We start from the raw sequence: 23,248 nt of genomic DNA, 5'->3' as shown, positions 1-23,248 counted from the left end.
AGGCGCCATGACTGCACTTCCGATGGCGGGTTCCGCGGCATGCGCCGCGGTCTCCAGAACCACACGGAAAACGTACGCATAACCTGAGGAGCAGCCATGGAATTTCTTATTGCGGGAGCGGTCGGCCTAGCGGTCGGCGCCGTCGTCGTCTACTTCGTCCTCGCCGGGAAGAGCAACTCCCGCCTCAGGGACGCCGAGGCTCGCCTCGACTCCGCCCGCGGGGAGGCCGAGCGCATCGCGTCCGAGGCGAAGCGGCAGGCCGAGAACGCAAAGAAGGAGGCCGTCCTCGAGGCGAAGGAGGAGATCCTCGCCCTCAAGCAGGCCTCCGAGGCGGAGGAGAAGAAGCGCAAGGGAGAGCTCCAGAACCTCGAGAACCGCATCATGCAGCGCGAGGAGTCCCTCGACCACAGAAACGACGCGCTCGACCGCCGCGAGCACCAGCTCTCGAGCCTCCAGGGCCAGCTCGACCGCCGCAAGAGCGACCTCGACGAGATGGTCGCCCGCCAGTCCAGCGAGCTCGAGCGGATCGCCGGGCTCTCGAGCGACGAGGCGCACGACGAGCTGCTCGCCCGCGTGCGCGCCGAGTCGGTGCGCGAGGAGGCCCAGATCCTGCGCGAGGCCGAGCAGTCGGTGCGCGCCCAGGCCGACAAGACCGCCCGGGAGATCATCTCCACCGCCATACAGCGCTGCGCCGCCGACCAGGCCGGCGAGATCACGGTGACCTCGGTGCACATTCCCTCCGACGACCTCAAGGGCCGCATCATCGGCCGCGAGGGACGCAACATCCGCACCTTCGAGCAGGTCTCCGGCGTCTCGCTCGTCATCGACGACACGCCCGAGACCGTCGTTCTCTCGAGCTTTGACCCGGTTCGTCGCGAGACGGCGCGCGTGGCCCTCGAGAACCTCATCGCCGACGGTCGCATCCACCCCGCACGCATCGAGGAGCTCTACAAGAAGGCCGAGGCGCTCGTCGCCGAGCGCGTGCGCGAGGCGGGAGAGCAGGCCGCCTTCGACGCCGGCATCCACGACCTGCACCCCGAGCTCGTCAAGACGCTCGGCGCGCTGCGCTACCGCACCTCCTTCGGCCAGAACGTCCTCTCGCACTCGATCCAGGTCTCGACGCTCTGCGGCATCATGGCCTCCGAGCTCGGCCTCGACGAGGCGCCGGCCAAGCGCGCCGGCCTCCTGCACGATCTCGGCAAGGCCATCGACCACGAGGTCGAGGGCCCGCATGCGGTGATCGGCGCGGACCTCGCGCGCCGCTACGGCGAGCGCCCCGAGATCGTCCACGCCATCGAGGCGCACCACGCCGACGTCGATCCCGACACCGTGCTCGACGTCCTCGTCCAGGCCGCCGACGCCATCTCTGCCGCGCGGCCCGGCGCGCGCCGCGAGTCTGCGGAGAACTACATCAAGCGCCTCGAGAAGCTCGAGGAGATCTCCAACGCCCACGACGGGGTCGAGCGCACCTACGCCATGCAGGCCGGTCGCGAGCTTCACGTCATGGTCGAGCCCGAGAAGATCTCCGACGCCCAGGCCACCGTGCTCGCGCACGACATCGCCAAGCAGATCGAGGACGAGATGGAGTACCCCGGCCAGGTTCGCGTCGTGGTCATCCGCGAGTCCCGCGCCGTCGACGTGGCCAAGTAGGGGCGCAGGGTGTCCGGGTCGGCCGACCTCGCGAGCTTCGTGTCCACGATGGGCGGCGAGCGGGCGCTGCGCGTCGAGGAGAACCTCGGCGAGGGCTACGTCCGCCTGCGCGTCGCGGAGGCCGAGCGCCGTCAGGCAAAGCATGACGTCCGCTGCGTCGAGGACGCGGTCATCGAGATGCTGCGCAACGCTCGCGACGCCGGCGCCCGTCACATCTACGTGGCGACGACGCGCGAGGGCGACCTGCGTGCCACCACGATGCTCGACGACGGGTCGGGCATCCCGGCGGACATGCACGAGCGCGTCTTCGAGGCGCGCGTGACGTCCAAGCTCGACAGCGTCCACATGGACCACTGGGGCATCCACGGCCGCGGAATGGCGCTCTTCTCGATCAGGGAGAACGCCGTGAGCGCGGAGGTCGTCTCCTCGGCCCCCGGCAAGGGGTCCGCCATCCGGGTCGTCACCGACGCGACCGCGCTCCCCGAGCGCGCCGACCAGTCCAGCTGGCCTACGGTCGAGGCGGGCGAGGACGGCAGCCTCGCCTGCGTCCGCGGCCCTCACAACATCGTGAGGACGTGCTGCGAGTTCGCCCTCGAGGAGCGGTCCTCCTGCGAGGTCTACCTCGGCTCGCCCGCCGAGGTCGTGGCCACCGCCCGCGCCCGCGCCGCCCAGTCCGTCGACGGCTCGGAGCTGCTCTTCATCGACTCCCTCGACGACCTCCCCGTGCTCGAGCGCCTGCGCGCGGCAGCCGACGCCTCCGAGCTTCGCTCCCAGGCGGCGTCCCTCGGCCTCGAGATGTCGGAGCGCACGGCGCACCGCATCGTATCGGGCCAGATCCGCCCCCTGCGCAGCGTCGTGGCGCGGCTCACCCACCGGGGCTCCGCCAACGCCGCCCCGCGCGAGGTCGACCTCGCGCGCGACCGGCGCGGCCTCAGGATCTCCCGGGAGGACGTCGAGGAGTTCTCCCGCGCCCTCGAGCGCGACTTCGCCCTTCTCGGCGAGCGATACTACCTCTCCCTGTCCTCGGACCCGCGGGTCAAGGTCGGCAGGAGGAGGATCACTGTGACCTTCGACCTTGAGGAGGGCGACTAGCCCCCCGCCCTTCCCAAGGGAGGGGGAGGACAGTAGAATCTTTGCTCAACGCGCACCCACGGTAACCATCGAACCAGACACGCAGCAGCTCAGAGAGCCACGCAGCAGGAGAGAGAAATGGACTTTCTAAAGGTTTCGAGCAAGTCGTCGCCGGCCTCGGTCGCCGGCGCCATTGCCGGCCTCGTCAAGGACGGGCTTCCCGTCAACATCCAGTGCGTCGGGGCGGGCGCGGTGAACCAGGCCATCAAGGCCGTCGCCATCGCGCGCGGCTTCCTCATTCCCACCGGCGTCGACATCTCGTGCGCGCCCACCTTCTCCGACATCGAGATCTCGGGGGAGAGCCGCACCGCCATTCGCATCGCGATCTACGTGCACCGCATCAGCGCCCCCACCACCTCGTCGCGCGCTTCGGAGCCCGAGTCCCCGGAGCTTGCGTCATGACGGCGCGCCACGGGGCCCTCGTGGGCAAGACCTACTGCGTCCGCACCTTCGGATGCCAGATGAACCTTCACGACTCCGAGCGAGTCGCCGGCCTGCTCGACGAGTGCGGCTGCATCGCGGTCGCCGAGCCCGAGGAGGCCGACGTCGTCGTCTTCATGACCTGCTGCGTGAGGGAGAACGCCGACCAGCGCCTCTACGGCCAGGCCTCCGCCATGGTCAGCGCGCCCGAGCCGCCCTCGGGGCGGCGCGTCGTGGCCATAGGCGGCTGCATCGCCCAGCGCGACGGCGAGCGCATACGCGAGCACATCCCCTGCGCCGACGTCGTCTTCGGCACGAGCGCGCTCGCCAGCCTCCCCGACCTGCTGTGCGAGGCGTTCGAGGGAGGCGCCGGGCACGCCGTCGAGGTCGACACCGAGGAGGAGGGCCGCCCCTTCTCCACCGACCTCCCGAGCCACCGGGCGAGCCCCTTCCACGCGTGGGTGCCCATCATGACCGGCTGCAACAACTTCTGCACGTACTGCATCGTGCCCCACGTCCGCGGGCGCGAGAAGAGCCGCACCATGGAGAGCGTCGTCGCCGAGGTCGAGAGGCTCGTCTCCGACGGCGTGCGCGAGGTCTGCCTGCTCGGGCAGAACGTCAACTCCTACGGTCGCAACATCTACGGCGAGCCTCGCTTCGCGGAGCTGCTGCGCAGGGTGGGGGAGACCGGGGTCGAGCGCATCCGGTTCACGTCATCCAACCCCAAGGACCTCACCGACGACGTCATCGCCGCGATGGCCGAGGTCCCCGCCGTGATGCCGCACCTGCACCTTGCGGTCCAGAGCGGCTCCACGCGCGTGCTCAAGGCCATGAATCGCCGCTACACGCGCGAGGGCTACCTCGAGCTCGTGGGACGGCTTCGCGCCGCCATGCCCGGGCTCGCCCTCTCGACCGACATCATCGTGGGCTTCCCGGGGGAGACCGAGGCCGACTTCGAGGACACGCTCTCGCTCGTGCGTGAGGCCGCCTTCTCATCCGCCTACACCTTCATCTACTCACCCCGCCCGGGCACGCCCGCGGCCGAGATGGTCGACGACACCCCCCGCGAGGTGATCCAGGAGCGCTTCGACCGGCTCGCCGAGCTCGTGGCCAGGCAGGCCTTCGAGGCCAACCAGCTCGACGTGGGCGGCGTGGCGCGCGTGCTCGTGGAGGGCAGCTCCAAGCGAGACGACTCCGTCATGGTCGGCCACAGCGAGAAGAACCAGACGGTGCACTTCCCCCTCCCCGAGGGGCGCTCCGCGGCCGACCTTGTCGGACGCGTCTGCGACGTGCGCGTCGAGGGGGCAAGGACCTGGTACCTGCGCGGCGCCCTGGAGGGCGAGCCTCGATGAGGCGCCCCGCCGTCCTCGCCGTCGTCGGCCCCACCGCATCCGGCAAGAGCGCGACCGCCGAGCTCGTCGCCGAGCGCCTGGGCACCTCGGTCGTCTCGGTCGACGCGATGCAGGTGTACCGGGGGATGGACGTCGGGACGGCCAAGACGCCTGCCTGCGAGCGCCGCGTCCCGCTGCTCATGGTCGACGTCTGCGACCCGCTCGAGAACTACTCGGTCAGTCTGTTCCAGCGCGACGCCCGCTCCTGCGTCGACGCCCTGCTCTCCGGGGGCCGCGACGCGGTCCTGTGTGGCGGCACCGGGCTCTACCTCGACGCGGTGATTGACGAGATGGAGTTCCCCTCCGGCGAGAAGGGCGGGGAGCGCCGGCGCGCCTACGAGGGTCTGCTCGCCGAGCGGGGCCCTGCGGCCCTGCACGACCTTCTCGCCGAGCGTGACCCGCGAAGCGCCCGGCTCATTCACCCCAACAACTCGCGCCGCGTCGTCAGGGCCCTCGAGATGCTCGACGAGGGAACCTCCTACGCCGAGCACCACGAGGGGCTTCTCGCCCGCAAGCCCCACTACGAGGCTGGCATCTGGGGCCTCACGATGTCGCGCGAGCGCCTCTACGCGCGCATCGACAGGCGTGTGGACGAGATGTTCGCCTCAGGCCTGGTCGACGAGGTCCGCGCCCTCGCCGCGCGCGGTCTCACCTCCGAGCTCACAGCCGGCCAGGCGATCGGCTACAAGGAGGTTCTCGAGGCGCTCTCGGGCGCGTGCGCGATGTCCGACGCCGTCGAGCAGGTGAAGGTCAGGACGAGGCGCTACGCCAAGCGCCAGCTCTCCTGGCTCAGGCGCGACGGACGCGTGCGGTGGATCGACCTCGACGGGTGCGACGTCGAGGCGGCGGCGGAGCGCATCGTCAACGACGTCTGCCGGGAGGAACATGGGACGCTTTAAGCCGCTTTCGACCGCGCCGGTGCCCGAGCGCGCGATTCTGGTCGGCGTTGACCTCGGCAAGTCGGAGTGGGGCTGCGAGGAGTCGCTCGCCGAGCTCGCGCGCCTCGCCGAGACCGACGGCGCGGAGGTCGTGATGACCCTCACGCAGCGCCTTGACGCCCCAGTGCCCAGGACCTTCATCGGGCGCGGCAAGGTCGAGGAGCTCTGCGGCTACGTCAGGAGCCTCTCTGCCGACGTCGTGATCTTCGACGACGAGCTCACGCCCTCGCAGCAGGCCAACCTCGAGAAGATCGTCGGCGAGCCAGTCAAGATCATCGACCGGACGGCGCTGATCCTCGACATCTTCGGCGTTCACGCCACGACCCACGAGGGACGTCTCCAGGTCCAGCTCGCCCAGCTCCAGTACGTGCTCCCCCGGCTGAGGGGCATGTGGAGCCACCTGGTCGGCGAGCAGACGCGAGGGGGCATCGGAAGCCGCTTCGGGCAGGGTGAGAGCCAGCTCGAGGTCGACCGCAGGCTCGTGCGCGCCCGCATCTCGACGCTGCGCCGCGAGCTCGAGCGCCTCGAGCGCCGCCGCGGCGTGCAGAGCAAGGCCCGCTGGGACTCGGGCGTGTACCGCGTCGCGCTCGTGGGCTACACCAACGCAGGCAAGTCGACGCTGCTCAACCGTCTTACCGGCGCAGACGTCTACGTGCGAGACGAGCTCTTCGCGACGCTCGACCCGACCACCCGCGCGCTCGAGCTCGACGAGGGCCGGAAGGTCACGATTACCGACACGGTCGGGTTCATCCAGAAGCTCCCGACGATGCTCGTCGAGTCCTTCAAGTCCACCCTCGCCGAGGTCCGCGCCGCCGACCTCATCCTGCTCGTGGTGGACGCGTCCGACCCGCACCGCGAGCTTGAGATCAACGCGGTGAGGTCCGTGCTCGCCGAGATCGGCGCCTCCGAGATACGCTGCGTGACCGTGCTCAACAAGGCCGACCTGCTCGACGAGCTCCAGCTGCGCGACGCGGCTGCCGCCCACCCCGACGCGCAGGTGATCTCCGCCCGGGAGGGGACGGGCGTGCGCGGCCTGCTCTACCGCGTCGCCCGGGAGGCCGCCGCCGGCAGCGTCACGATGAGCGTGCTCGTCCCCTACGAGAAGGGCCTGCTCATGCGCATGGTCCACGAGCGCTGCCAGGTCATGCGGGAGACCTACGTCCAGGAGGGCCTGCTGGCCACCGTCAAGGCGGACGCTCGCATGGCGCGCACGCTCGCGCCCTACGAGGCGTCAGGCCCAGCCGCCCAGCAGCAGGGCGCAGACGGCGAGAAGGACGGGCTGGTGCAGGACGTAGACGACAAGGGCGTGCCGGCCGACGAATGAGAGCGGCCTCAGCCTCGCCGCACGCGCCCACACGGGGTAGCCCTCGCGCGCCCAGCGACTGCCCGCGGCCGCCCCGGCGAGGTAGACGAGCAGGTAGGGGAGCAGGGGGTAGTAGTCTCCCGAGGAGAATCCCGGCCCCGGCAGCCCGAGCCAGGAGAGCCACTCCGTGGAGTAGAGCGCGTCTGGCAGCTCGACGCGAAGCGACCCGAGGCCCACCTCGCCTCCCGGCATCCCCCGCAGCGCGAGGAACGCGACGAGCAGGACCGCTGCCGCGACATAGCCGCGCGGGAGGACCCCGAGGCGCCCGAGGGCCCATGCCACGAGCGTGCAGGCCGCCATGCAGTAGATGATGCCGAACGAGATCGGCGTGTCGAAGCGGAAGAGCGAGGTGACGACCCAGATGGCGAGCGCCACCGCGCCGTACTGCAGGCCCCTCCTCAGGTTGGAGCGCGACAGCGGGCACATGCACCCGGCCACGAACAGAAACGTCCACGAGATGCTCGCACGCCACACGTCCTGCAGGGGCGGCGCGAACCACCCGAGGTCAAGCCCGTAGATGAACCTGAGGTCGTAGCACAGGTGAAACAGCACCATAGAAACGACGGAGAAGCCCCTCACCACGTCGAAGAGGCCGACGCGTCCCGTCGCACGAGGGCCCTGAGACTGTGACGAATCCAGCACGGCGCGCTAGCTGACGGAGCGGATGAGGGCCGTGACCCTGCCCAGGATGGTGGGGTTCTCGACGTAGATGGGCTCCATCGTGTCGTTCTCCGGCTGGAGGCGGATGCGGCCCGGCTCGCGGTAGAAGGTCTTGACCGTTGCAGAGTCGTCGATGAGGGCGACGACGATCTCGCCGTCGTGCGCGTCGCTCTGCTCCTTGACGACGATGTAGTCCCCGTCGAAGATGCCTGCGTTGACCATGGACTCGCCGCGGACGCGCAGCACGAAGGAGCTCGCGTCGCCCACGACGGAGGTCGGAAGGCTCAGCCGGTCCTCTATGTTCTGCTCGGCGAGGATGGGCGTGCCTGCGGCGACGCGACCGACCACGGGCAGCGTGATGACGTCACGGTCAACGTCCTGGGTCACCTCGGCGAGGTGCTGGCCCGAGGCGGCCTGCTTGCCCATGACCTCGATCGTGCGGGGCTTCTTGGAGTCGCGCTTGATGAGCCCCTGCTCCTCGAGGACCTTGAGGTGCATGTGGACGGTGGAGGGGGAGGCCAGCCCGACGGCGGCCCCGATCTCGCGCACCGAGGGCGGGTAGCCGTGCTCGTCCGAGTAGCTTCGAATGAAGTCGTAGATGGCGAGCTGGCGCTTACCGAGCTTTCCTCTTGCCATGAGTGCCTCCTTCGTCTCTGCGCCTATGGTACACCAGCTGACGCTCTCGAGCAAACAAATGTTCGATTTTCTCTTGACACGAACAACTGTACCTTCATAATAGAGTACAGACGTTCCGATTGCACGTGGAATTTTTGTCCGGTCGGTGCGCTATAACCGTTCCGGCCAGAGACGAAAGGGGACCACGATGATCACCAGCACCTACGCAGCCCTTCCCGGCATCGACGGGACCGCAGCCCTCGACCCTCGCGAGCACGGCCTCGTGCTCATCGAGGGCGGCCGCGCAGCCGGCGCGGCGCGCAGGCCCGAGCGCGCCAGCGCCCGGAAGGCGGAGCCGGCGCGCCTCACCGTGCGTCAGGCGGCCCTCTTCCTCGCCCTCGGGTGCGGTCTCGTCGTCGCGCTTCTCGCCGCCTCCGCGGTTTCGGACTCCCTCTCGCGAGGGCGCGTCGCCGCCGCGGTCGGCGCACTGCCCGTCGAGACGGTCGTCGTCGAGGAGGGCGACTCGCTCTGGTCCATCGCCGAGGAGCGCCCCTGCGAGGGCGTCTCCACCTCCGAGCTGGTGCGGTGGATCGAGGAGCAAAACGGCTTCAGCGGCGGCGCGCTCGTTGCCGGCCAGCGTCTCGTGGTTCCCGCCTCGAGCCTTGGATAGGCTCCCCACGCTTTCGAAATCGTTTCGCCCTCCCATTCACGCCCGAAATTTGAACGTTCTGTGATACCTTCTCAAGGTGTGTGATTTTGAGGAGGTTCGATGCGCTGTCCCAAATGCGGCTGCGAGGAGTCGAAGGTCGTCGACTCGCGGCCCTCAGAGAGCAACGACGCAATTCGCCGCAGGCGCGAGTGCACCAAGTGCGGGTTCAGGTTCACCACCTACGAGCGCTGCGAGGAGATGCCGCTCGTCGTGGTGAAGCGGGACGGGCGCAAGGAGACCTTCGACCGCCAGAAGCTCATGAGGGGCCTGGTCACCGCCACGGTCAAGCGTGACGTCCCCATGTCAGCGCTGACCGCGTTGATCGACAGCATCGAGTCCGAGCTTCGCGACGGCGGCACGATGGAGGTGTCCTCCGTCGACCTCGGAAGCATGGTGCTCAAGCGTCTCGTGTCCGTCGACAAGGTCGCCTACGTGCGCTTCGCCTCCGTCTACCGTGACTTCAAGGACGTTGACGAGTTCAGCGAGGAACTGAGGAGCCTGAATGACTGACGACAGGGTCGACCTTCCGATCAAGCGGCTCGACCCGACGGTCGAGCTCCCGAGCTACGCCTACGAGGGCGACGCCGGGCTCGACCTCAGGGCCAACGAGAGCGTGACGCTCGCGCCGCACGAGCGCAGGCTCGTCTCCACCGGGCTCGCCGTGGCGATCCCCGAGGGATACGCGGGCTTCGTGCAGCCGAGGAGCGGCCTTGCCCTGCGCGAGGGGCTCTCCATGGCGAACACGCCCGGCCTCGTCGACTCCCACTACCGCGGCGAGCTCAAGGTCTGCGCCGTCAACCTCGACGACGAGCGAAGCATCTCCATCGAGCGCGGCGAGCGCATCGCCCAGCTCGTCATCCAGCGCGTCCCCGTCGTGCGTCTCGTCGAGGTCGACGAGCTCGACGAGACCGACCGCGGCGCCGGCGGCTTTGGCTCGAGCGGCGTCTAGGCCCTGGTTTTGCGTCTGCGGCCCTCCGCCGCGGCAGGACACATAGTGTACGTGGCAAAAGGAAAGGGATGTTAGTTTATGGAATCTTTCTTCAAGGCAGGTGAGAGGGGCTCGAGCGTCGGCCAGGAGGTTCGTGCGGGCCTGACGACGTTCCTCGCGATGGCGTACATCATCGCGGTGAACCCCTCGCTCCTCACGTCCGCGGGCATTCCGGCAACTGCGGCGGTGACGGCCACCTGCCTCGGCGCGGGCATCATGACGATCCTCATGGGCCTCATCGCCAACCGCCCGCTCGCCTGCGCCTCCGGTATGGGCGTCAACGCCGTCTTCGCGTTTACGCTCACCGGCATCGCCGGCGGGGACTGGCACGCCGCGAGCGCCGTCATCTTCATCGAGGGCGTCGCGATCCTGGTCCTGGTCCTGTGCGGCCTGCGCGAGGCGATCATGGACGCCATTCCCGTGTCGCTTCGCCACGCCATCTCCGTGGGCCTCGGCCTCTTCATCGCCATGATCGGCCTCGCCGACGCGGGCATCATCGTCGCAGACGAGTCCACCATGGTCACCCTTGGCGACGTCTTCAGCCCCACCTTCCTGGTCGGCCTGATCTCGATCGTCGTGACGATCGTGCTCTACGCCATGAACGTCAAGGGCGCCCTGCTGCTCGGCATCATCATCGCCGTTATCGCCGGCATCCCCCTCGGCGTCACGCAGATGCCCGCAGGCATCGTCTCCGGCCTGGACTTCTCCACCTTCGGCGCCCCCTTCCTCACCGACGAGACGGGCGTCATGGGCATCGCAAAGGTCGTCACGAACCCCACGCTGCTCGTCTTTGCCTTCTCCCTCATGATGTCTGACTTCTTCGACACCATGGGCACTGCGATGGCGGTGGCCAAGCAGGGCGAGTTCCTCGAGGACGACGGCCGCGTCAAGGACATCAAGCCCATCCTGATCGTCGACTCCGCCGCCGCCGCGGTGGGCGGCCTCGTGGGCGCCTCCTCGATCACCACCTTCGTCGAGTCCGCGTCGGGCGCCGCCGACGGCGGCCGCACCGGCCTCTCCTCCGTGGTCGCGGGCCTGCTCTTCATCGTCGCCGCGTTCTTCTCGCCCCTGATTTCCGTCGTGAGCTCCGCTGCCACCTGCGGCGCCCTCGTCTTCGTCGGCTACCTCATGATGAGCGAGGTCACCGAGATCGACTGGACCGACCTCCTCGAGGGCCTGCCCGCCTTCCTCATCGTGGCCGGCGTGCCCCTGACCTACTCCATCTCCAACGGCATCGGCTTCGGCTTCATCGCCTACGTCGTCGTCGCCGCGGTGACCGGCCAGCTCAAGAAGGTCAAGCCGCTCATGTGGGTCGCGGCGCTCGCCTTCCTGGTGTACTTCCTCGTCGTCTAGCGAGGGACCCCCGGGCCCGGGCGCACGCGCCCGGGCCTTTTTTACTGGCTTCAACAGAAGGGAAGTGAGAGATGAGCGCACACGAGCGTGAGGTCATCGGCGTCGACGACCGCGTCTCCGTCGGCCGGGCCATCCCGCTGGGCATCCAGCACATGATGAGCATGTTCGGCTCCACCGTCCTCGTCCCCGTGCTCACGGGGCTCGACCCCAACGTCGCCATCATGTGCTCGGGCATCGGCACGATTTGCTACCTGCTCGTCACCGGCAACAAGATTCCGAGCTACCTCGGAAGCTCCTTTGCCTTCATCAGCCCGATCCTTGCCGTGGGGGCCACCAAGGGCCTTGCCGCGGCCATGTCCGGCGTGATCGTCGCCGGTCTCGTGTTCCTTGCCGTGGCCGGGGTCATCCGCCTCGTCGGGACGGGATGGCTCGACCGCCTGCTTCCGCCGGTCCTCGTCGCCTCGGTGATGGTCGTCATCGGCGTCGGGCTCGCCGCCACGGCGGCCGACATGGCCTTCATGACCGATGCGGCGGACGGCACGAGCGTGTTCTTCACGACCGGTGCCATCGTCGCGGGCGTGACGCTCGCCGCGGCCGTGGTCTTCTCCAGCATGGGCGGCATCGTCGGGACCGTCCCGGTCCTTCTCGCCATCATCGTCGGCTACCTCGTCTCGCTGGCGCTTGGGCTCGTCGACTTCGCGCCCGTCGCCGAGGCGGCGTGGGTCGGCCTGCCGAACGTCTCCATGCCCGTCTTCGACCCCGGCGCCATCGCGCTCGTCGCGCCCGTCGCCGTCGTCGTGGTGATCGAGCACATCGGGCACCTCCTCGCCGTCGGAGAGATCGTCGGCAAGGACTACCGCTCCATGCTGCCCCGCTCGCTCGCCGGCGACGGCATCTCCACGGTCATCTCCGGCTTCCTCGGCGGCCCCCCGACGACCACCTACGCTGAGAACATCGGCGTCATGAGCGTGACGCGCGTGTACTCGACGCAGATCTTCTGGTACGCGGCCGGCTTCGCGCTCGTGGTGGGCGGCTTCTGCCCCAAGCTCGCCGCCCTCATCCAGTCGATCCCGAGCCCGGTCATGGGCGGCGTGAGCCTCCTGCTCTTTGGCCTCATCGCGTCCAACGGCCTGCGCATGCTCGTCTCGAACCGCGTCGACTTTGACGTCAACCGCAACCTCATGATCGCGTCCGTCGTCATCATCCTCGGCGTCGGCATGGAGACCTCGGGAATCGCGATTCCCATCGGCGACTACACGCTTCCGGGCATGGCCACCTCCACGCTCGTGGGCATCCTGATGAACCTCGTTCTCCCCCGACCCAAGGAGCAGGACGCCTCGTAGCCGCGCGCCCATCCCCTCCCGGCGCCAAAATGATGTCAACTTAGTCTCATTTTGGCGTTGGGGAGGGGAGAAAGCGGGTATCGCTCAGGTAAGGCTCGCGCAAGAGAGGGGAGACTCATGACTGACACCGTGCGCAAGGACCTCGTCATCGTCGGAGGGGGTCCGGCAGGCCTCTCGGCCGCCATCTACGCCCAGCGCTCGCTTCTCGACGTCGTGACGCTCGAGCGCGAGGCCGTTGGCGGCCAGGTGATCCTCACGAGCGAGGTCGACAACTACCCGGGCGTTCCGCATGCCGACGGCTTCTCCCTCGTTGACGCCATGCACGCGCAGGCGACCGACCTCGGCGCCCAGGTCGTCATGGACCCGGTGAGTTCCGTCGAGCGTGACGAGGCGACCGGGCGCTTCCTCGTTCGGGGCGCCTCCGCGTGCTACGACTGCGCCTCGCTCATCCTCGCCGCAGGCGCGCGACCGCGACATGCCGGATTCGAGGGCGAGGAGCGCTTTGCGGGGCATGGGGTCTCGTACTGCGCCACCTGTGACGGCATGTTCTACAGAAACAAACAGGTGTTCGTTATTGGTGGGGGAAACTCGGCAGCCGAGGAGGCGCTCTTCCTGACGCGCTTTGCGAGCAAGGTGACGCTCGTGGTGCGCAAGGACCACCTGAGGGCACAGGCCGCCGTCGTGGCCGAGCTCGAGCGCAACGAGAAGGTCGAGGTCAGGCTGATGACGAGCGTCGTCTCGCTCGACGGAGGCGAGCTGCCCTCGTCGGTCACCCTCCGTGACAACGCGACCGGGGCCACCTACGTAGAGACCTACGAGGAGGGCTCCTTCGGGGTCTTCGTGCTCGTGGGCCGCACTCCCGAGACCGAACTCGTCCGCGGCCTCGCCGAGCTTGACGACGCTGGGTACGTCCTCACGGACGAACGGATGGCGACCCAGACGCCCGGCCTGTTCGTTGCCGGGGACGCCCGAGCAAAGCCGCTCAGGCAGATCGTGACTGCGGCGTCAGACGGAGCCGTGGCAGCCACGAGCGCCGCTGCGTTTCTCGGCAGGCCCGTCGAGGGGTGACGGGCACGACTCGACGTTCCCGAGGGGGCCGGAGACCTCCGTCCGGCTCCCCTTCCTGTTCTGTCTAAAACCGTGATAATATATCTTATGTAAAGTAGAGGGCATGTTGCGTTTCGCCTTCCCCGGAGGCCTGCGCACCTCGGGCAGCTGGCTCGTCTCCCTACTCGCGAACGCGAGGCGCGCACATGAGGCGCAGCTTGAGGCGGGCGTCCTCGAGGGCGTCCTCGTCGGCTATGAACAGGAGCTCGTCCATGGCGCAGAGCTCGGTGTCTCCCGTGGGCACGAGCTCTGTCCCGGCACGCTCAATCGTGACGAGCCGAAGACCGTCAGGCCAGGGAACCTCGCGGACGAGCATTCCCTCAAGGTGACTCCCCCAGCCGACGCACGCCCTCCCGAGGTCCTTCTCGCCGCCTGACGGGCCTGCCGCGACCTCGACGTCGAGGTCGTCGAGCAGCCCGGCAAGCAGATGCTCGTAGAACGCGTCGGTCTTGGTGAGGCCGGAGGCGACGTAGGCCACGATCGAGACGATGCAGACCGAGAGCAGCGCGTCGAGTGAGCCGGTCAGCTCGAACACGAGGACGACCGCGGTCACGGGTGCCCGCACGACGCCCGAGAAGAGCCCGGCGACGCCGAGGGCGACGAAGTTGGGCAGGAAGGTTGCGTCGAGGCCGAGCGGCGCGCACGCGCTGGCAAAGACCGCCCCGACGAGCGCTCCGAGGACAACGAGCGGAAAGAGGGTCCCCCCGGGCGCCCCGGAGCCAAAGCAGACGGTGGTGTAGGCGTACTTGCCCGCTAGGAGGGCGAGCAGGCCCACGAGGCCCGGCGCGCTGCCGGAGAGCAGGGGCTCGAGCAGCGCGTCTCCCCCGCACATGAGCGCGGGCCACGTGAAGGCGACGACCCACGCCAGGGCGAACGGGACCGCGAGGCGTGAGAGCGGCAGGTGAGATCGCAGCCGGAAGAAGAGGCTCTGGCAGGCGAACATCCCCCTGTTGTGAAGGGCGCCGAGCAGGCCGCAGACGAGGCCGAGGCCGACGACGAGGGCGTAGTCGGGGTGCGGCAGGTCCTGGGCGAAGGCGAGCGCCATGACGGGCTCCACGCCCACGACCTGGGAGACGAGGAAGTCCGAGGCGACGGCGGAGCACATGACCGAGATGATGAGGGGCGCGCTGAACTCGCGGTGAATCTCCTCCAGCGCGAAGAGGACGCCGGTGAAGGGGGCGTGGAAGGCCGCGGACATACCCGCCGCGGCGCCGCAGGTCACGAGAAGCCGCTCCTCTCCCCTCTTTCTGCCGAGCGCGCGCGAGACGCCCTTCCCGCACATGCCACCGAGCTGGACCGAGGGGCCCTCGCGCCCGAGCGAGAGGCCGGCGAGTGCGGTGAGCGTGCCCTCGGCGAACTTGGCCGGGATGACGCGCCGCCAGGGCGCGTCGAGCTGACCCGCGACCTCAGCGTCCACCTGGGGTATCCCGGAGCCGGACGTGGCAGGCTCCCACCTCACGAGCAGCGTCACCACAAGGAGCATCGCGACGAGCAGGAGCGCCCATCCGACCATGAGCGCGGGGTCCCCGGCGGCCGAGCCGGTCGCCAGCCGCAGGAGCCGCTCCGCCCCCGCGAGCGCAACGCGGTAGAGCGAGACCACGCCCCCGCCGACCAGGCCCACAAGCAGGCCCTCGAGGACCAGGCTGAGCTGGAAGCGACGCGAGTGGTGTCGCTCGAGCTGACTGGAGCCGCCCCTTCCCATGCGGTCGCCCTCGGCCTAGTAGTAGGATCCGCCGCCGATGAAGCTGTAGACGGGCGCCTCGACCACGCCTATGGCCGGGTTGGCCGCGTGAATCATGCGTCCGTTGCCGACGTAGATGCCCACGTGGCCACTGGTCGGGAAGACGAGGTCACCCACCTGGAGCTGGCTCATGTCCGTCACCCAGTCGCCCGAGGCCTGCAGGGAGCTGATCATCTGCGTCGTGGAGCGGCCGCGCGCGTAACCGAAGCAGTAGCAGACGAGGCCCGAGCAGTCGAAGGTGTTCGGGCCGGCCGTGCCGTAGACGTAGGCCTTGCCGATCTGTGCGTAGGCGGTCGCGAGCCCCTGCCCGGCGCCCACCGAGCTGCCGCCGCCCGAGGAGCCTCCCTGGCTGCCGCCGTCGGAGGGCTCGTCGGTGTCGGGCTCGGTCGTGGTCTGCTCGGGGGGCTGCTCCTGCTCGCCGGAGTCACCCTGGCCTTCCTGGCTCCCCTGGTCGCCGGAGCCCGCGGCCTCGCCGCCGGACTGCTGGCCCTGACCGCTCTCGATGGCGCCGAGGGCGGTGTCGACGTTGGAGTTTCCCTGCTCCGCCGCCTGCGCGGCGAGCTCGGCCTGGACCTGGGCGTCAAGCGACTGGTAGTAGCTGGTCGCCTCGGCCACGCTCGCCTGGTAGGCGTCGACCTGCGCCTGGAGGTCGCTCACCTGCTGCTGCTGGCTCGCCTGGCGCTCCTCGAGCTCGGACACCTCCTGCGAGAGGCGCTCGGAGAGCTGGCGCACCTCCTCGATGTTGGAGGCCTGCTGCTCGGAGATCTTGTCGAGGTAGTAGATGCGGCTCACGAGCTCGTCCGCGCTCGTCGAGCCGAGGACGAAGTCGAGGAGCCCCTCGCTGCCGGACTTGTACGAGGTGCTCATGCTCTCCCCGAGCTGCTGGCGCTTGTCGGCAAGCTCGGCCGAGGTCTGCTCGACCTGCTGCTGCTTCTCGGCGATCTCGACGTCGGTGCCCTCGAGCTCGGTCGTGGCCGAGGCGAGCTGGTCCTGGAGGGAGGAGAGCTGGGCCCCGAGCTCGTCGAGACGCGCCGCTGCCGCCTCGAGGTCGGAGGCGGGGTCGGCCATGGCGACGCCGGGAAGAACGGAGAGGGAGCAGGGGGCGGCAACGAGAAGTGCCACGAGCCCCGCGGAGACAACTTTGTTGCGCAAGGACATGAACGGTTTCCTTTCAAAAGCCTGGGTTCATTCTAGGCTACGTGTGTCGGCTCTCAGGAAGGTTCATACGAAGGTCACGATACCAAGGCGGGCCAAGCCAGCGCGAGTCGGGACGATTCGGGCCGCCGGTCAGCTCACCTTGACGAGCGAGAAGACCTCCTGCTCGGGGCACTCGCGGCCTATCACGTCGCGCGGTCCGAGGAAGGAGAGCTCGAGGATGAACGCAAACCCCTCGACGCTCGCCCCGGACTGCTCGACGAGGCGGGCGGTGGCCACGGCGGTGCCTCCGGTCGCCACGAGGTCGTCGACGACGAGCACGCGGTCCTCGGCCGTCAGGGCGTCGCGGTGAATCTGCAGCTCGTCGGTCCCGTACTCGAGCGAGTAGGTCTCGGAGTAGACCTCACGGGGCAGCTTCCCGGGCTTGCGGGCCGGGACGAAGCCGCAGCCGAGCCGGTAGGCGACGGGAACGCCCACGAGAAACCCGCGCGCCTCGGCGCCGACCACCTTGGTGACCCCGCGGCCCTCGAAGTGCGAGGCGATCTCGTCGACGACGGCGCGCAGCGCCTCGGCGTCGTCGAACAGCGGCGTGATGTCCTTGAAGACGACGCCGGGCTCGGGGTAGTCGGGGATGTCGACGATGCGGCTCTCGAAGTCAAACTGTGACACGGGTCTCTCCTTGTTCAGTCGTTGCGCTGCGTCTGAGCGGAGTCTGAGAAGGGCTCCTTGACGCGACGGGTTATGAGCTCGTCGCGCACGGCGTTGGTGAGGCCGAGCATGCGCGAGAACGCCTGGTCGAAGCGCTGGCGGGCGGCGTCGGTGTCCTCGATCTCGACCCCTCCCCCCTTGCGTGCGAACACGACGAGCGCCTGCTCGAACATCGCTGACTCGCGGTTTGCCGCGATGACGTACTGGCGCAGGTTCTTGGGGCCGATGCCGAAGTGGCGGAGCTCGTCGCAGACGCGGATGAGCGGGAAGTCGCGGCCGTCGACGAGGTCTCGGCCGTGGGGCGAACGCCTGAGCTCGATGACGCCGGCCTCGGAGAGCTGCCTGACGAAGCTCACGGAGGCCCCTACGAGCTCGGGCATGCGGTCGATGGGGTGGAGCTTGCGGGCGAGCTCCGCGTCCTCGGCGGGCAGCGAGACGGTCTCGACGCCCGCAGCCTCGACCGGGGCCTGGCCAGAGTCGGCCCGCTCCAGCTCCTCGCGGATGACCGAGAGGGGCAGGAAGCGGTTCTTCTGGAGGTAGAGGATCGTCTCGAGGCGGCGCACGTCACGCTGCGAGTAGAGGCGGTATCCGCTCGGGGTCCGGGCGGGGTTGAGCAGCCCCTCGTCCTGGAGGTAGCGGACCTTGGAGATGGAGAGGTCCGGGTACTGCTGCTGCAGCTTCTTGACGACCTTGCCGATGGTCAGGTACTCCGCATCGGCCATGGTCGCTATGCCTCCGTGTCGATCCTGCGCGGTCGCGCGTTGGTGTGGAACACCATGCGGAAGGTGCCGATCTGGATGGTCGAGCCGTCCTTGAGGCTCGCGCGCGTGGCGATGGCCCCGTCGACCCACGTCCCGTTGAGCGAGCCGAGGTCCTCGATCGTGGCGAGCCCGGCGGCGCTGTTGGAGAGGTCCATGCGCGCGTGGTGGCGCGAGACGGTCATGTCGTTCAGGAAGACGCTGTTCTTGGGGTCGCGCCCGAGCGTGATCATCGGGGCGTCGAGCTCGAAGGTCTGGCCGATCTGGGGACCCTTGACGATGGTCAGCGTGGGGTGCGAGGGCCTCGCCGCGCCCATGAGGTCGGGGACGGTCGAGTCGGCGGCGGGCATGCGGAAGATCTCGGTGGCTCCGGTGTTGGGATTGGACATGTCTCTCCCTCCTTTGTCAGCCTTCTATGATAGCGCGCCTCACCTGCACGCGACACAGTCCATCTCGACGAGCGCGCCGAGCGGTAGCTCGGAGACGCCCACGACGGCGCGGGCGGGGGCGGGCGTCGTGAACCGGCGCGCGTAGACCTCGTTCATGGCCTCCATGTCGTCGAGGCTCGCGAGGTACACCGTCGTCTGGGCAACGTCTGCCAGGGTGCAGCCGACCTCGGCGAGAATTGCCTCGATGAGGTCGATGACGCGCTCAGTCTGCTCGGTGATTCCGCCGTCCACGAGGGAGTGGGAGTCGCGCGTCGAGATGGGGAGCTGGCCCGAGGCAAAGACAAGTCGGCCGGCCGTCGTCCCCTGTGAGTAGGGCCCGATGGCCTCGGGGACACCGCGGGCGTTTATCGAGTACTTCATCGTGCCTCCTGTCCGGCCGCGCCGCGCGCGGCCCGCCTTTGTGGCGCCGCGATGCCCCTACGAGGAGAGCCCGCGTGCGCCGACGTAGTCGTTCTGCGGCCTGACGAGCCCCCAGCGCGCGAGCTCGTCTCGGCTCACGCGCGCCGCGCCGTCGCCCTCGAGGGCCGGCGCCCACGGGAGCGCGGATGAGAGCGCGCGGCGAAGGCCCCTGCTCCCCACGGGCTCCACCTCGGTGAAGGAGAGCAGGCTCCTCCAGATGATGCGCGCGGCGGCGGGCGGGACGAGCACGAGGTAGGCGGGCGCGAGGCCCGGGAGCGGGACGCCGGCTACGAGCGCGCCGATCGCGTCGAGCCTGACCTGCGCAACCTCGCCCTCAGCGGGCAGGCTCGCCCCCTCGGAGAGGTAGTCGCCGAGCACGCCGTCGGAGGCGGGGCCCGCGACCACCAGCGGGACGAGCAGGTCGCTAGCGTCGCGCACGTCCGCGGACGAGAAGGGCGAGCCCTCGAGGCCGTGCAGGAACGAGAGCCACCCCACGAGCGCCTCGCCGCGCTCCGTGGCGTCGACGAGCACGAACTCCTCGTCGCCGGTCCTCAGCGCGAGCGGGACGGACAGGACGCCGCCGTCGCCGGCGAGCACGGCCCCGAAGGACACCTCGCCCACGTTGAGCGGTCGGCCGGCGCATGCTCCCGAGACGAGCGCCTCGGCATCCGCGCCGCTCACGAGCTGGTAGGCGGAGCCGGTGAGGTCTGCGAGGAGCGCGCCGGGGGTCGAGGCGAGCGGATCTGCAGGCTCCGTCGCGTAGGACGCGACGCCGAGAAGCCCCGTCGACTCGCTGGCCTCGAAGCTCGCCCCGAGCAGCTCGTGTTCGTGATGGAGCACGCCGCGGCGCCACTCGCTCATCGGGCCTCACCCCGCTCCTCGAGGGCGCGCCGCCTGAGCGCGATGCCCTCGCGCGTGTAGATGACTGCGGTCGCGGCCGAGAAGACCACCCCGGCGTAGACGAACAGGATGCCGAGCGCGGCCCCCTGGTCGTTCAGCCCCGGGAGCCAGGCGACGTCGACGATGCCCAGCCCCTCGATCTGAGGAAGCCCGAGCAGCAGGTCGCAGAAGCCGAACATGAGCAGCGCGGTCGCCGCCTTGCCGACGTAGGAGACGTCGACGGGGCGCCTCTGGTAGCGCTGGAGCACCATGCCGCCGAGCGCGAGGTAGACGTCGCGGCCGATCACGAAGACGGGGACCCACACGGGAAGCTCACCGACGATGAGCAGGCCGATCACGCCCGTGAAGAGCAGGATGCGGTCCATGATGGGGTCCATGATCTTGCCGAGCCAGCTCACGGTCTGGGTGCGGCGCGCGATCTGGCCGTCAAGGAAGTCGGTCGTCGCCGCCACGACGTAGCAGACGAGCGCGAGAGTGCGGCTCGTGCCGCTCGCGAACAGGACGAGAAAGGCACCGGTGAGGGCGAGGCGGCAGAACGTGATGACGTTGGCGAGCGTAAGGATGTCGGTCGAGGGGTTGCCGGACGTGCCGACGGGGACGTCGGAGCGTCCGGAGCGCTGGCGCTCCGCAGCGTCTGCGTCCGCAATCTCCTTGATCTTCGCCTTGACCCTCTCGGTTCTTTCTGACACGGTGCGCCTCTCGGTCCGGGGACTGACTGCCTACGGTCTCCAAGGTACCCATGTTAGCGTAATTCGAGACGTCCCCCGTACGCTCACCACAACTCGCCACGGCGCCTACGGGCGCGTGATGAGCCGCGCCCTGCGGATGCGCGGGAGCGACGCCAGGCGCTCGCACACTTCGTCGTCGAGCGGGCCGGTCACCTCGAGCAGCGTGTAGGCGTTCTGCCCGCGGCTCACGTTGCTCATGTTCTCGATGTTGAGCCCCGCGTCGGCCACGGCCTGCGAGACCTGCCCGATGACCCCCTGGACATTCTCGTGGAACAGCGCGATGCGCGTCTCGCCCGGTGCGAGCGGGCCGAGGTCGACGCGGCCGTAGTTGACCGAGTTAACGATGTTTCCGTTCTCGAGGTAGTCGCGCAGCTGGCTTACCGCCATGACGGCGCAGTTGTCCTCCGCCTCCCCCGTCGAGGCACCGAGGTGGGGCAGCACGATGGCGTTTCTCATGTTGGCGCTCTCGGGGTTGGCGAAGTCGCTCACGTAGCGGGAGACCCGCCCGTCGTCGAGCGCCTCGGCGAGGGCCCGCTCGTCGACGAGAGCGTCGCGGGCAAAGTTGAGCAGCACGGCGCCGTGCTTCATGCGCCCGATCGCCTCGGCGGAGATCATTCCCCTCGTCTCGTCGGTCGCGGGGACGTGCAGGGTCACGAAGTCGCAGGAGCCGAGGAGCTGGCCGAGGTCGGTCGCGTGCTCGATGCGGCGGTCGAGCCCCCAGGCGGCGTTTATGGAGAGGTAGGGGTCATAGCCCATGACCTCGGCGCCCAGCGCGATGAGGGCGTCTGCGACCTCGGCGCCGATGGCGCCCAGCCCGATCACGCCCACGCGCTTCCCGGCGAGCTCACAGCCCCCGAAGCGCTTCTTCGCCTTCTCGGCGCGCTTGGCTATCTGCGGGTCGTCGCTCGCCTCGCGCACCCACTCCGCGCCTCCGATGACGTCGCGGCAGGCGAGCAGGACGCCGCAGATGACGAGCTCCTTGACCGCGTTCGCGTTCGCGCCGGGCGTGTTGAAGACCACCACCCCGCGCTCCGCGCAGCGCTCGACGGGGATGTTGTTGACCCCCGCGCCGGCCCTCGCGACGGCGAGGAGGCCGTCGGGGGCGCCGATCTCGTGGAGGTTGGCGCTGCGCACGAGCCAGGCGTCGGCGGCCCCCGGTTCGTCGACGAAGTCGTAGCCGGCACGCTCGAGCGCGGCGGTCCCCACGGTCGAGATGTTGTTCATGCAGTGAATGCGGTACATGTCGCCGCCTCCCCTAGCGCGCCGTCCGGCGCGCCTCGAAGTCCTTCATGAAGCTCACGAGCGCCTCGACGCCCTCGGCTGGCATCGCGTTGTAGATCGAGGCGCGCATGCCACCCACGGAGCGGTGGCCCTTGAGGTTGACGAGGCCGGCCGCGGCCGCCTGGGACACGAACTCGGCGTCGAGGTCCTTGTCGCCGGTGACGAAGGGCACGTTCATGTGCGAGCGGTCGCGCGGCTCCACGGTGGACGAGAAGAGCGTGGACTCGTCGAGGAAGTCGTAGAGCAGCGCGGCCTTCTCGGCGTTCCTCTCCCCCATCGCCGCGAGCCCGCCCTGGCGCTCGATCCACTCGAAGACGAGGCCGCAGACGTAGATGCCCCAGCAGTTGGGGGTGTTGTAGAGCGAGCCGGCGTCGGCCTGGGTGCGCAGGCGCAGCATCGTGGGCACGCCGGGGAGGTCCTCGGGGATGAGGTCCTCGCGCACGATCACGATCTGCACGCCGGCCGGCCCCACGTTCTTCTGCACGCCGGCGTGGATGAGCCCGTAGCGGGTGACGTCGACCGGCCCCGAGAGGAACATCGAGGACTGGTCGGAGACGAGCACGTGCCCCTTGGTGTTGGGGAGCTCCCAGAAGCGCGTTCCGTAGATGGTGTTGTTCTCGCAGATGTAGAGGTAGCTCGCGTCCTCACGGATGGGCAGGTCGGAGCAGTCGGGTATGTAGGAGAAGTTCCTGTCCGCCGAAGAGGCCACCGCCACGGCGTCGCCCAGGACCTGCGCCTCCTGGAAGGCCTTCTTGGCCCAGTTGCCCGTGATGACGTAGTCGGCCTTGCCGTTGGTGGCGAGGTTCATGAAGACCGTCGAGAAGAGCAGCGAGTCGCCGCCCTGGGTGAATATGACCTTGTAGTTGTCAGGTATGCCCATGAGCGAGCGCAGGCGCGCCTCGGCGGCCTCGATGATGCCCTTGAACTCGGACGATCGGTGGCTCATCTCCATGACGCCCATGCCGCAGCCGGCATAGTCGAGCATCTCGTCCGCGCACTTCCCGAGGACCTCCTCGGGAAGGACGGCGGGGCCTGCGGAGAAGTTGTACACGCGTGCCATGTCGCCCTCCTGCTTTAGTCGGATGCAGTGGGAACCATCATAGACCGCGCGCGGGTGGCGAGGGGCCCGGCGCCACACGGCGTTTGCCTGCCTGAAACGAGCGTGACACATGGGGTGGCCGGCAGGCCCGTGCCTCCGCCCGTGCCTCCGCTCCGCACAATTTCGAGATTGTGCGGCGAACGAGGCAAACTGTGAAGAACAAAGAAAGAGGCCACGGGACAAAGCCCGTGACCTCGTGTTTTCTGGTCGGGTGGACTGGATTCGAACCAGCGACCCCTTGACCCCCAGTCAAGTGCGCTACCAAACTGCGCCACCACCCGTTCTGTTGCGCCTTCGCGCAAGGAGAGACTATAGCAGTCAAAGCGGGCCGTGACAAGCAGAGATTTTCGACCCTGAGATTC

The 23,248-nt window shown here is 68.9% G+C and carries 24 protein-coding genes and 1 tRNA gene; 12 read left to right on the top strand and 13 right to left on the bottom strand.

Going from position 1 to position 23,248, the window contains the following annotated elements; all coding sequences use genetic code 11:
- Positions 1-96 precede the first annotated feature (96 nt).
- The 6 genes from rny to hflX all read left to right on the top strand — a co-directional run bounded on the left by rny (position 97) and on the right by hflX (position 6,854).
- Positions 97-1,650: a ribonuclease Y gene (gene rny, locus B5F23_RS00825; protein WP_087350460.1), complete on the top strand. Its 1,554-nt coding sequence runs from the start codon at positions 97-99 to the stop codon at positions 1,648-1,650.
- Between the two features lie 9 nt (positions 1,651-1,659).
- Complete coding sequence (locus B5F23_RS00820; protein WP_087350457.1) at positions 1,660-2,742, top strand: ATP-binding protein; 1,083 nt, start codon at positions 1,660-1,662, stop codon at positions 2,740-2,742.
- 117 nt (positions 2,743-2,859) lie between these two features.
- Positions 2,860-3,183, top strand: a complete 324-nt coding sequence (locus B5F23_RS00815) for a stage V sporulation protein S (protein ID WP_087350454.1) — start codon at positions 2,860-2,862, stop codon at positions 3,181-3,183.
- A complete protein-coding gene (gene miaB, locus B5F23_RS00810; RefSeq protein ID WP_087350451.1) occupies positions 3,180-4,553 on the top strand; it encodes a tRNA (N6-isopentenyl adenosine(37)-C2)-methylthiotransferase MiaB in 1,374 nt (457 codons plus the stop codon). Before B5F23_RS00815 ends, miaB begins: the two co-directional genes overlap by 4 nt.
- Entirely contained in the window at positions 4,550-5,491 is a 942-nt protein-coding gene (miaA, locus tag B5F23_RS00805) for a tRNA (adenosine(37)-N6)-dimethylallyltransferase MiaA (RefSeq protein ID WP_087350448.1), read from the top strand. The genes miaB and miaA overlap by 4 nt, the downstream gene beginning before the upstream one ends.
- On the top strand, positions 5,478-6,854 hold the full coding sequence (gene hflX / locus B5F23_RS00800) for a GTPase HflX (RefSeq protein WP_087350446.1): 1,377 nt from the start codon (positions 5,478-5,480) through the stop codon (positions 6,852-6,854). Before miaA ends, hflX begins: the two co-directional genes overlap by 14 nt.
- Here the strand turns inward: hflX and B5F23_RS00795 are convergent.
- Both B5F23_RS00795 and lexA read right to left on the bottom strand, forming a co-directional pair.
- Positions 6,762-7,535, bottom strand: coding sequence for a heparan-alpha-glucosaminide N-acetyltransferase (locus tag B5F23_RS00795; RefSeq protein ID WP_241145756.1), 774 nt, complete (start codon positions 7,533-7,535; stop codon positions 6,762-6,764). The two genes, hflX and B5F23_RS00795, sit on opposite strands and share 93 nt — an antisense overlap.
- A 6-nt stretch (positions 7,536-7,541) precedes the next feature.
- The gene (lexA, locus tag B5F23_RS00790; RefSeq protein ID WP_087350440.1) at positions 7,542-8,189 is read right to left on the bottom strand and encodes a transcriptional repressor LexA; all 648 of its coding nucleotides are present in this window, start codon (positions 8,187-8,189) and stop codon (positions 7,542-7,544) included.
- A gap of 187 nt (positions 8,190-8,376) precedes the next feature.
- On the opposite strand from lexA, the gene B5F23_RS00785 reads away from it, so the two are divergent.
- The 6 genes from B5F23_RS00785 (at position 8,377) to B5F23_RS00760 (ending at position 13,629) form a co-directional block, all read left to right on the top strand.
- Positions 8,377-8,838, top strand: a complete 462-nt coding sequence (locus B5F23_RS00785; protein ID WP_087350437.1) for a LysM peptidoglycan-binding domain-containing protein — start codon at positions 8,377-8,379, stop codon at positions 8,836-8,838.
- A 99-nt stretch (positions 8,839-8,937) separates the two neighbouring features.
- Positions 8,938-9,387, top strand: a complete 450-nt coding sequence (gene nrdR, locus B5F23_RS00780; RefSeq protein WP_087350433.1) for a transcriptional regulator NrdR — start codon at positions 8,938-8,940, stop codon at positions 9,385-9,387.
- Positions 9,380-9,826, top strand: coding sequence for a dUTP diphosphatase (gene dut, locus B5F23_RS00775; protein WP_087350430.1), 447 nt, complete (start codon positions 9,380-9,382; stop codon positions 9,824-9,826). Before nrdR ends, dut begins: the two co-directional genes overlap by 8 nt.
- 78 nt (positions 9,827-9,904) lie before the next feature.
- Positions 9,905-11,218, top strand: a complete 1,314-nt coding sequence (locus B5F23_RS00770; RefSeq protein ID WP_087350427.1) for an NCS2 family permease — start codon at positions 9,905-9,907, stop codon at positions 11,216-11,218.
- A 71-nt stretch (positions 11,219-11,289) separates the two neighbouring features.
- Entirely contained in the window at positions 11,290-12,561 is a 1,272-nt protein-coding gene (locus B5F23_RS00765; RefSeq protein ID WP_087350424.1) for a uracil-xanthine permease family protein, read from the top strand.
- A gap of 117 nt (positions 12,562-12,678) precedes the next feature.
- Positions 12,679-13,629, top strand: coding sequence for an NAD(P)/FAD-dependent oxidoreductase (locus tag B5F23_RS00760; RefSeq protein WP_087350421.1), 951 nt, complete (start codon positions 12,679-12,681; stop codon positions 13,627-13,629).
- Positions 13,630-13,789: 160 nt separating this feature from the next.
- Here the strand turns inward: B5F23_RS00760 and B5F23_RS00755 are convergent, their stop codons facing one another.
- The 11 genes from B5F23_RS00755 to B5F23_RS00705 form a co-directional block, all read right to left on the bottom strand.
- Entirely contained in the window at positions 13,790-15,370 is a 1,581-nt protein-coding gene (locus B5F23_RS00755; protein WP_087350418.1) for a ClC family H(+)/Cl(-) exchange transporter, read from the bottom strand.
- 15 nt (positions 15,371-15,385) lie between these two features.
- Positions 15,386-16,567, bottom strand: a complete 1,182-nt coding sequence (locus B5F23_RS00750) for a C40 family peptidase (protein ID WP_087350415.1) — start codon at positions 16,565-16,567, stop codon at positions 15,386-15,388.
- A 129-nt stretch (positions 16,568-16,696) separates the two neighbouring features.
- Positions 16,697-17,233 (bottom strand): adenine phosphoribosyltransferase, encoded by a 537-nt coding sequence (locus tag B5F23_RS00745; protein WP_087350412.1) that lies wholly within the window; start codon positions 17,231-17,233, stop codon positions 16,697-16,699.
- Positions 17,234-17,247: 14 nt separating this feature from the next.
- Positions 17,248-17,994: a transcriptional regulator FtsR gene (ftsR, locus tag B5F23_RS00740; RefSeq protein WP_087350409.1), complete on the bottom strand. Its 747-nt coding sequence runs from the start codon at positions 17,992-17,994 to the stop codon at positions 17,248-17,250.
- A 5-nt stretch (positions 17,995-17,999) separates the two neighbouring features.
- Positions 18,000-18,419 (bottom strand): FHA domain-containing protein, encoded by a 420-nt coding sequence (locus tag B5F23_RS00735; RefSeq protein ID WP_087350406.1) that lies wholly within the window; start codon positions 18,417-18,419, stop codon positions 18,000-18,002.
- A 39-nt stretch (positions 18,420-18,458) separates the two neighbouring features.
- A complete protein-coding gene (locus B5F23_RS00730; protein WP_087350403.1) occupies positions 18,459-18,839 on the bottom strand; it encodes a Rid family detoxifying hydrolase in 381 nt (126 codons plus the stop codon).
- A gap of 57 nt (positions 18,840-18,896) precedes the next feature.
- Positions 18,897-19,739, bottom strand: a complete 843-nt coding sequence (locus B5F23_RS00725; protein ID WP_087350402.1) for a hypothetical protein — start codon at positions 19,737-19,739, stop codon at positions 18,897-18,899.
- Complete coding sequence (locus B5F23_RS00720; protein ID WP_087350400.1) at positions 19,736-20,467, bottom strand: CDP-alcohol phosphatidyltransferase family protein; 732 nt, start codon at positions 20,465-20,467, stop codon at positions 19,736-19,738. Before B5F23_RS00720 ends, B5F23_RS00725 begins: the two co-directional genes overlap by 4 nt.
- Positions 20,468-20,572: 105 nt before the next feature.
- Entirely contained in the window at positions 20,573-21,748 is a 1,176-nt protein-coding gene (locus tag B5F23_RS00715; RefSeq protein ID WP_087350398.1) for a 3-phosphoglycerate dehydrogenase family protein, read from the bottom strand.
- 13 nt (positions 21,749-21,761) lie between these two features.
- A complete protein-coding gene (gene serC / locus B5F23_RS00710; protein WP_087350395.1) occupies positions 21,762-22,847 on the bottom strand; it encodes a 3-phosphoserine/phosphohydroxythreonine transaminase in 1,086 nt (361 codons plus the stop codon).
- 243 nt (positions 22,848-23,090) lie between these two features.
- Positions 23,091-23,167, bottom strand: a tRNA-Pro gene (locus B5F23_RS00705).
- Positions 23,168-23,248: the final 81 nt, after the last annotated feature.

This window comes from Olsenella sp. An188 (assembly GCF_002160255.1).
GTDB classification, from domain to species: Bacteria; Actinomycetota; Coriobacteriia; order Coriobacteriales; family Atopobiaceae; genus Thermophilibacter; species Thermophilibacter avistercoris.
Note: the sequence above shows the minus strand (reverse complement) of the source record. Positions and strands in the feature narration are given on the sequence as shown.

Coding starts and splice junctions, on each gene's coding strand:
- dut (WP_087350430.1), top strand. CDS start 9,380: ATGACTGACGACAGGGTCGACCTTCCGATCAAGCGGCTCGACCCGACG.
- B5F23_RS00715 (WP_087350398.1), bottom strand. CDS start 21,748: ATGTACCGCATTCACTGCATGAACAACATCTCGACCGTGGGGACCGCC.
- B5F23_RS00735 (WP_087350406.1), bottom strand. CDS start 18,419: ATGTCCAATCCCAACACCGGAGCCACCGAGATCTTCCGCATGCCCGCC.
- serC (WP_087350395.1), bottom strand. CDS start 22,847: ATGGCACGCGTGTACAACTTCTCCGCAGGCCCCGCCGTCCTTCCCGAG.
- B5F23_RS00725 (WP_087350402.1), bottom strand. CDS start 19,739: ATGAGCGAGTGGCGCCGCGGCGTGCTCCATCACGAACACGAGCTGCTC.
- B5F23_RS00770 (WP_087350427.1), top strand. CDS start 9,905: ATGGAATCTTTCTTCAAGGCAGGTGAGAGGGGCTCGAGCGTCGGCCAG.
- B5F23_RS00750 (WP_087350415.1), bottom strand. CDS start 16,567: ATGTCCTTGCGCAACAAAGTTGTCTCCGCGGGGCTCGTGGCACTTCTC.
- B5F23_RS00785 (WP_087350437.1), top strand. CDS start 8,377: ATGATCACCAGCACCTACGCAGCCCTTCCCGGCATCGACGGGACCGCA.
- B5F23_RS00765 (WP_087350424.1), top strand. CDS start 11,290: ATGAGCGCACACGAGCGTGAGGTCATCGGCGTCGACGACCGCGTCTCC.
- hflX (WP_087350446.1), top strand. CDS start 5,478: ATGGGACGCTTTAAGCCGCTTTCGACCGCGCCGGTGCCCGAGCGCGCG.
- miaB (WP_087350451.1), top strand. CDS start 3,180: ATGACGGCGCGCCACGGGGCCCTCGTGGGCAAGACCTACTGCGTCCGC.
- miaA (WP_087350448.1), top strand. CDS start 4,550: ATGAGGCGCCCCGCCGTCCTCGCCGTCGTCGGCCCCACCGCATCCGGC.
- B5F23_RS00760 (WP_087350421.1), top strand. CDS start 12,679: ATGACTGACACCGTGCGCAAGGACCTCGTCATCGTCGGAGGGGGTCCG.
- B5F23_RS00815 (WP_087350454.1), top strand. CDS start 2,860: ATGGACTTTCTAAAGGTTTCGAGCAAGTCGTCGCCGGCCTCGGTCGCC.
- lexA (WP_087350440.1), bottom strand. CDS start 8,189: ATGGCAAGAGGAAAGCTCGGTAAGCGCCAGCTCGCCATCTACGACTTC.
- rny (WP_087350460.1), top strand. CDS start 97: ATGGAATTTCTTATTGCGGGAGCGGTCGGCCTAGCGGTCGGCGCCGTC.
- B5F23_RS00730 (WP_087350403.1), bottom strand. CDS start 18,839: ATGAAGTACTCGATAAACGCCCGCGGTGTCCCCGAGGCCATCGGGCCC.
- B5F23_RS00755 (WP_087350418.1), bottom strand. CDS start 15,370: ATGGGAAGGGGCGGCTCCAGTCAGCTCGAGCGACACCACTCGCGTCGC.
- nrdR (WP_087350433.1), top strand. CDS start 8,938: ATGCGCTGTCCCAAATGCGGCTGCGAGGAGTCGAAGGTCGTCGACTCG.
- ftsR (WP_087350409.1), bottom strand. CDS start 17,994: ATGGCCGATGCGGAGTACCTGACCATCGGCAAGGTCGTCAAGAAGCTG.